This window comes from Vibrio sp. 10N.247.310.17 (genome assembly GCF_041466605.1).
Taxonomy (GTDB): domain Bacteria; phylum Pseudomonadota; class Gammaproteobacteria; order Enterobacterales; family Vibrionaceae; genus Vibrio; species Vibrio tasmaniensis_A.
Genome location: NZ_JBFSTC010000010.1, coordinates 81,677 through 88,039, shown reverse-complemented (window position 1 = coordinate 88,039; position 6,363 = coordinate 81,677). Strand labels below are relative to the sequence as shown.

At 43.4% G+C, this 6,363-nt stretch carries 7 protein-coding genes; 4 read left to right on the top strand and 3 right to left on the bottom strand.

The window, feature by feature from the left end:
- Positions 1 to 94: 94 nt before the first annotated feature.
- Positions 95 to 1,543 carry a pyruvate kinase gene (gene pyk, locus AB6D80_RS05465; protein WP_012603578.1) on the top strand — a complete coding sequence of 483 codons (1,449 nt, stop codon included), beginning with the start codon at positions 95 to 97 and terminating at the stop codon, positions 1,541 to 1,543.
- Between the two features lie 180 nt (positions 1,544 to 1,723).
- Here the strand turns inward: pyk and AB6D80_RS05460 are convergent, their stop codons facing one another.
- Positions 1,724 to 2,926, bottom strand: a complete 1,203-nt coding sequence (locus tag AB6D80_RS05460; RefSeq protein ID WP_372187928.1) for a patatin family protein — start codon at positions 2,924 to 2,926, stop codon at positions 1,724 to 1,726.
- Between the two features lie 41 nt (positions 2,927 to 2,967).
- Complete coding sequence (locus AB6D80_RS05455; protein WP_102248935.1) at positions 2,968 to 3,057, bottom strand: YnhF family membrane protein; 90 nt, start codon at positions 3,055 to 3,057, stop codon at positions 2,968 to 2,970.
- 145 nt (positions 3,058 to 3,202) lie between these two features.
- On the opposite strand from AB6D80_RS05455, the gene AB6D80_RS05450 reads away from it, so the two are divergent.
- The 3 genes from AB6D80_RS05450 (at position 3,203) to AB6D80_RS05440 (ending at position 5,855) form a co-directional block, all read left to right on the top strand.
- The gene (locus tag AB6D80_RS05450; protein WP_009848988.1) at positions 3,203 to 3,796 is read left to right on the top strand and encodes a hypothetical protein; all 594 of its coding nucleotides are present in this window, start codon (positions 3,203 to 3,205) and stop codon (positions 3,794 to 3,796) included.
- A 497-nt stretch (positions 3,797 to 4,293) separates the two neighbouring features.
- Entirely contained in the window at positions 4,294 to 5,754 is a 1,461-nt protein-coding gene (locus AB6D80_RS05445; RefSeq protein WP_017102818.1) for a sodium-dependent transporter, read from the top strand.
- Positions 5,755 to 5,756: 2 nt separating this feature from the next.
- The gene (locus tag AB6D80_RS05440; RefSeq protein WP_009848986.1) at positions 5,757 to 5,855 is read left to right on the top strand and encodes a methionine/alanine import family NSS transporter small subunit; all 99 of its coding nucleotides are present in this window, start codon (positions 5,757 to 5,759) and stop codon (positions 5,853 to 5,855) included.
- Between the two features lie 59 nt (positions 5,856 to 5,914).
- Here AB6D80_RS05440 and AB6D80_RS05435 read toward each other — a convergent pair whose 3' ends face one another.
- Positions 5,915 to 6,319, bottom strand: a complete 405-nt coding sequence (locus AB6D80_RS05435; protein WP_017100270.1) for a hypothetical protein — start codon at positions 6,317 to 6,319, stop codon at positions 5,915 to 5,917.
- Positions 6,320 to 6,363 lie beyond the last annotated feature (44 nt).

Sequence of the window (6,363 nt, the reverse complement as noted above, 5' to 3'; positions counted from 1 at the left end):
ATAAATACCCAGCAACTCGCTGCAAAAATCAGCTCGAAAGATCAACACGCCCTAGTCTTTTAAAAGATTACTTGGCCTCACTCTAGGAGTATTCATGACAGCCGAATTAAGAAAAACGAAAATCGTCACAACGCTAGGCCCTTCTACTGATAAAGGTAACGTGCTTGAAGAGATCATCAAGGCCGGTGCCAATGTCGTCCGTATGAACTTCTCTCACGGCACTAGCGACGACCATATACAACGTGCAGAAAATGTCCGAGCAATAGCCAAAAAACTTGGTACTCAGATCGCTATTCTCGGTGACTTACAAGGTCCCAAGATTCGAGTGTCAACATTCAAAGATGGCAAAATCCAACTTGCCGTTGGTGACCAATTCACTCTCGACAGTAGCCTTGGTTTAGGCGAAGGCAACCAACAAGCGGTCGGCCTTGATTATAAAGAATTACCTAACGACGTTTCAGCTAACGACATCCTGCTGCTAGACGATGGTCGTGTACAGCTAAAAGTAACCGAAGTGGAAGGTTGTCGCGTTCATACCGAAGTCATCATTGGCGGCCCTCTCTCGAATAATAAAGGCATAAACAAGAAAGGCGGCGGCCTGTCCGCAGAAGCGCTGACAGAAAAAGACAAGCGCGACATCGTCACCGCCGCACAAATCAAAGTGGATTACCTCGCGGTGTCTTTCCCACGCAACGGCGAAGACATGCACTACGCTCGTCAGCTCGCACGTGAAGCAGGTTTAGAAGCTCACCTTGTAGCAAAAGTAGAGCGAGCAGAGACGGTAGCCACTGTTGAGAACATGGATGACATCATAATGGCCTCAGATGTGGTCATGGTGGCTCGTGGTGACCTCGGAGTCGAAATTGGCGATCCTGAATTGGTCGGAGTACAAAAACAGCTTATACGTCGTGCTAGAGCGCTTAACCGAACGGTGATCACCGCAACCCAAATGATGGAATCGATGATTTCAGCGCCAATGCCAACCCGTGCCGAAGTCATGGACGTTGCCAATGCGGTACTTGATGGAACAGATGCGGTCATGCTTTCAGGTGAAACAGCTGCAGGTGATTACCCGGTCGAAACCGTAAAATCGATGGCTGAAGTGTGTATTGGTGCTGAGAAAATGGCGGGGATTAACAACCAATCCAATTACCGAATTGACCGCACCTTTGTAACCGCCGAAGAAACCGTTTCGATGGCGACTATCTACTCGGCAAACCATATGGAAGGCATTAAAGGCGTAGTCACTCTCACAGAATCAGGCCGAACTGCACTGATGATGTCTCGCCTAAGTGCTGACATGCCTATCTACGCACTATCTCGTAACGAAGGAACACTTAATCGCTGCACCTTGTACCGAGGTGTAACACCTATCTACTTCGAGACAGAAGCCAAAGACAGTTTTGACATTGCCCTATCTACGCTCACCTGCCTAAAAGAGCAAGAGCATCTTAAGTTTGGCGATCTCGTTATCGTCACTCAGGGCGACATTATGGATGTGGCAGGATCAACCAACTGTATGAGAATCTTACCTGTCACCTAATGTTTGACCGTAAGGCGAAACGATTTGCCTAATCTCAAGACAAAAAAAGGGTTATCGAACCAAGTTCAATAACCTTTTTTCATTTCAGAACACGACTCACTAACGATCAGCTTAAACAGCACGATCAGCTCACAGCATGCTAACTCATCAACTTCAAATATTATTAATCAACCTCAAGCATTACTTCTCAGCAGCAATGGTTGCCAAATATTGCATGTGTGAGCTTCGAGCATTTTCCGTTGAGGTATAAGTTTCAACAAATCGGTAACCGGCTTCTAAACCCAATTCATAATCGTGCAGTAAATCTTCTTTATTACTCATTAATGAATTGGATTTCAGCGGCTTACTCGGGGCAATTTGCACGACAAAAGCATCGTCTGGTGGGGAGTTCAAAAAATCCTGAGTCAATGAGTAAGTTTGGTAATGCACCATCAGCATATCTGCTAAGCCGGAATCAAACTTATCACCAATTAAATGACTTAATCTATAGATGTCATCCGCCCCGAATAACCATCGACCACCATTCAACAAATCCAAATGTGATCTGTCGCGCTTCTGTTCTTTTGAGCTGAGAATTTGTTGTTGAAAGAACGAGCTCCAATCGGTTTTCCACTGCTCCACTTTTTGTTGCCAATGACCTTGAACACTGTCAAAAGATTCGCGGAACCATTCCAGTTCTTCGGCTGATATCGGTTTGGGTGTTTTTAATCTCGTACTGTTAGCTTGAACCTCGACCTCTTCCTCTAGCGTAGGCTCAGTTCGGATCACAACAATGGAACGGGCTTGTCTACGCCACGCTTCTTGAACTGGGATGCAAGCTGATACACCACCATCCACATAAGCATTGTCGCCAATAAAGATTTCATCATTGTATAAGCGAGGAATCGCACAGGTTGCAATCATCACTTTGTACCAATCTTCACCCAATACTGGAAAGTAGTGATCTCGTAAGTCTTTAGAATCCGTGACGGCTGCATAGAAATGGCGATCGCCTAGCGTTTGTCGTCCTAAATCCAAATCAAGCTTGTATGGGTAAGCCATGATTTGTTCTAAGGCCCACTCTAATCCAAGGTTCTTTCTGTGTCGTATATAAGAAAAGAGATTGAAGAATTCAGGTGATGTTGTGAGATCGAGAAGGAAAGAACGGCCAAGGCCTTTATCGCGGCACAGATAAGCACACAAATTAAGAGCACCTGCAGAGGTACCAAAAAACTCGTCGAAGGGGTCAAAATTAGAAAGAAGAAAGGCATCCAGCACTCCAGAAGTAAAAATACTTCTCTGTCCACCACCTTGGGCGACCAGTGCTGTTTTTCCAGCAATAAACTTAGCGTAATAATCTAAGTCTATTGCTGCATCAATATTGGTTATAATCCCACTATTCATTATTCCCTGAGTATAAAAACCCAGCCTCGCAATAAATGGTATTAACTACCAATTGCAATAAAGCCAAATGAGAGAATGATTGCGTAGATGACAACCGTTATTTGTAGGGCATTTTTCAGATTATGGTCCATAGACACCTCTGTCTTATTATTAATTTGTCGAGTCTCTATTTAAGTACTATCAGGTGTGTGAAGTATCTTCAAGAATCGTCGAAATTAGTCGCACAATATTGATGTAACCATCACAATTAGTAAGTGTATGGATAAGGATATACTCATGAATAACAAAGCAAATATAATGGCACTGATTACGCTTCTCTCCGTTTCGAGCGTATATGCCTCGCCGGAGATCATCATTACTCCGATGGTGGGCTATACAGGCGGTGGCAGTGTCGAAGACCAAGACGGTAAAACCTATGATATGAAAGGGTCTGAAAACTACACCTTTTCGATTGAAACGCCATTTGAAAAAGGACGCATCGGCTTTTTCTATTCTAATCAAAGCTCTGAATTAGAAACACTCAACCTAAGCTCCTCCATCCAATACCTGCACTTTCAAAGTAGCATTTACTACCCAGCTTCTTCTGTGTTGTCTGGTTATTTGGGATTAGGCCTTGGTGCTTCTTACGTCGATGTAGACTGGGCAAAAGATAAGTATGGGTTCTCAACCTCTATCTTTGGTGGTTTAGAGTACAAATTTAGTGACCGATTAGCGTTAAACACACAACTACGTTGGTTAGGTACCGTTGTCGATAACGACACCTCCGGTGTTTGTAACATCCCAAGTAACGGGCAAGAGTGCATCATCCGCTTTGATACCGACTGGATGAACCAATTCCAAGCCAATGTCGGACTGAGTTTTACTTTCTAAGTATCGATGACCATCTCATACCAATAGAACCTCCGAATAGTTGGTCAGTTCAACTATAGAGTGTATGAATTTCAGTCATACGCTCTACTTTTAAATAAAGTCATATAACCTAATAAAACAGAAAAAATTAGACACATAAACCAATCAGAAAACCCCAAACCAATTCATACCTCTAAAATAACCATCATTTAACATCTTAAAGACCATAAGACCACAGTTATTAAACATACCTAATCTATTGCTTTAACCATTCTAACTAGGTAGGCTCATTAGCACGCATCAGCTGAATATTTCAGGTTATGCAAACACACATCAAACAATTAAGAATTATCCGCTGAGTTCTCCAATCGCTAACAACATAATAATCTAAACTTTTGCTTAATCACGGAAGATAAAGTAAACAGTCAAACCGTTTGCCTGTTTTAACTATCATCTCCTTACCAAGCACAGCGTGACGAGAAGCTTCATACCTCAGGGAAGTTGTAAAGGAGTTAAATATGAAGCGAGAACAGTGGGGATCCCGAGCAGGATTTATCCTTGCCGCAGTAGGATCTGCTATTGGTTTAGGAAACATTTGGCGTTTTCCATATATGGCTTATGAAAATGGCGGCGGTGCTTTTTTCATTCCATATCTATTTGCCATGCTTACGGCTGGTATCCCATTTATGATCCTAGAGTTCAGTATGGGTCAAAAATATCGTGGCTCTGCACCTGCAACCTTAGCGCGCATCAACTCAAAATTTGAGTGGCTTGGCTGGTTCCAAGTGGGTGTAGCGGCTGTAATCGCGGTCTACTATGTTGCCGTTATCGGTTGGGCAATTTCATACTTCGGTATGTCATTCAATCAAAGCTGGGGAACAGACACTAACGCATTCTTCTTCAGTGAATATCTAGCTCTAGGTGATAACTCACCGACGAACCTAGGTAGCATCCAATGGGGCATCGCTGGCGCAATGTTACTCGCTTGGGCAATCACTTATGCAGCTATCGTGGGTGGTGTTAAAGCTGGTATCGAACGTGCTTCTAAAGTAATGATGCCAGTGTTGTTCATAATGGTGATTTTGCTTATCGGACGCATGGTTTTCCTTCCTGGTGCTCTAGATGGTGTGAACTACATGTTCGAACCTGATTTCAGCAAGATCTGGGACGTAAAAGTATGGGCTGCTGCTTATGGACAAATCTTCTTCACGCTAAGTATCGGTTTTGCGATCATGCTGGCTTACTCAAGCTACCTGCCTGAAAAATCAGATATCACGAACAACGCGTTCATGACGGTTCTTATCAACTGTGGTTTCTCAATTCTTGCGGGTATTATGATTTTCTCTGTTCTTGGCTACATGGCTCAAGAACAAGGTAAACCATTAACTGAAGTAGTATCCGCAGGCGTTGGCCTTGCGTTTGTTACGCTACCTGCTGCGATTAATTTACTTCCAGCACCGTATATTCTGGGTCCACTATTCTTCTTTGCACTTGTTGTGGCTGGTTTAAGCTCTCATATCTCAATTATGGAAGCAGTAACATCTGCAATTATGGACAAGCTGAACTGGAGCCGTAAAAAAGCAGCAAGTATTGTTATTGGCGTTGGTGTTGTGGTGTCTATGGCATTTGCAACTAACGGCGGCCTACTTCTACTAGACCTAGTCGATCACTTCGCTAACAACGTCGGCATCATGGTAGGCGGATTCATTGAAATCCTTCTAATGGCATGGCTACTAAACAAAGTTAGCGATGTACGTACGTACGTCAATGAGATTTCAGATTTCTCTATTGGCGTATGGTTTAACGTATGTTTACGCTTCGTCACTCCAGTTATGCTTGCAATCATTCTTGCAACAAAACTAAGCGCATTGTTTACAGACGGTTACGGTGGCTACGACCTGACTCTTGGTTGGGCAATGATCGCAGGATTACTAGCGATTGGCATTATCATAAATATGACAAGTAAGAAGGAAGCATAATCATGACAACGAGTGCGATTATTATGATGGTTCTTGGTCTTGGTATCACTTGGGGTGGTGCTGCAATTTGCATAAAGCGTGCAATGGACAAACAGAAATAACCTTATTTAAACCATTCAAAAATGCCAGCTACTAAGCTGGCATTTTTTTGTCTCATCACCTAGAACTTATAGGTGATACCCAGTGCACCACCCACTTGTAATTCAACACCTTTATACATGTCGAGCTCTGGGTGAACTTGAGCGTACGCATTCCAACCTTCGTAGAAATTCACTTTAACACCTAAAGGCAAACGTAAGCCAAAATCATCATTCCACTCAGCCCAAGCACCTGCACCGACATACCAACTCAACGGAGCTTCAGTCTCAAACTGACCACGCTTCAAAATATAGTCAAATGCAGCACCGTCGTTGCCAATCGTGGCACGGTATTTCTGATCAAATTCGACAACGACACTCAGGTCTTGGTCAATGGCTAATCCAACTTCCAAATCTGGTGCTTCAGAAGCATGCACAAACGCGGCTCCGCTGCAGCACATAAGGCCGACCAAATAACGATGTTTCATAATATTCTCAGACTGTTTTTAAAAATGGTAGTGTACTGGGTTCA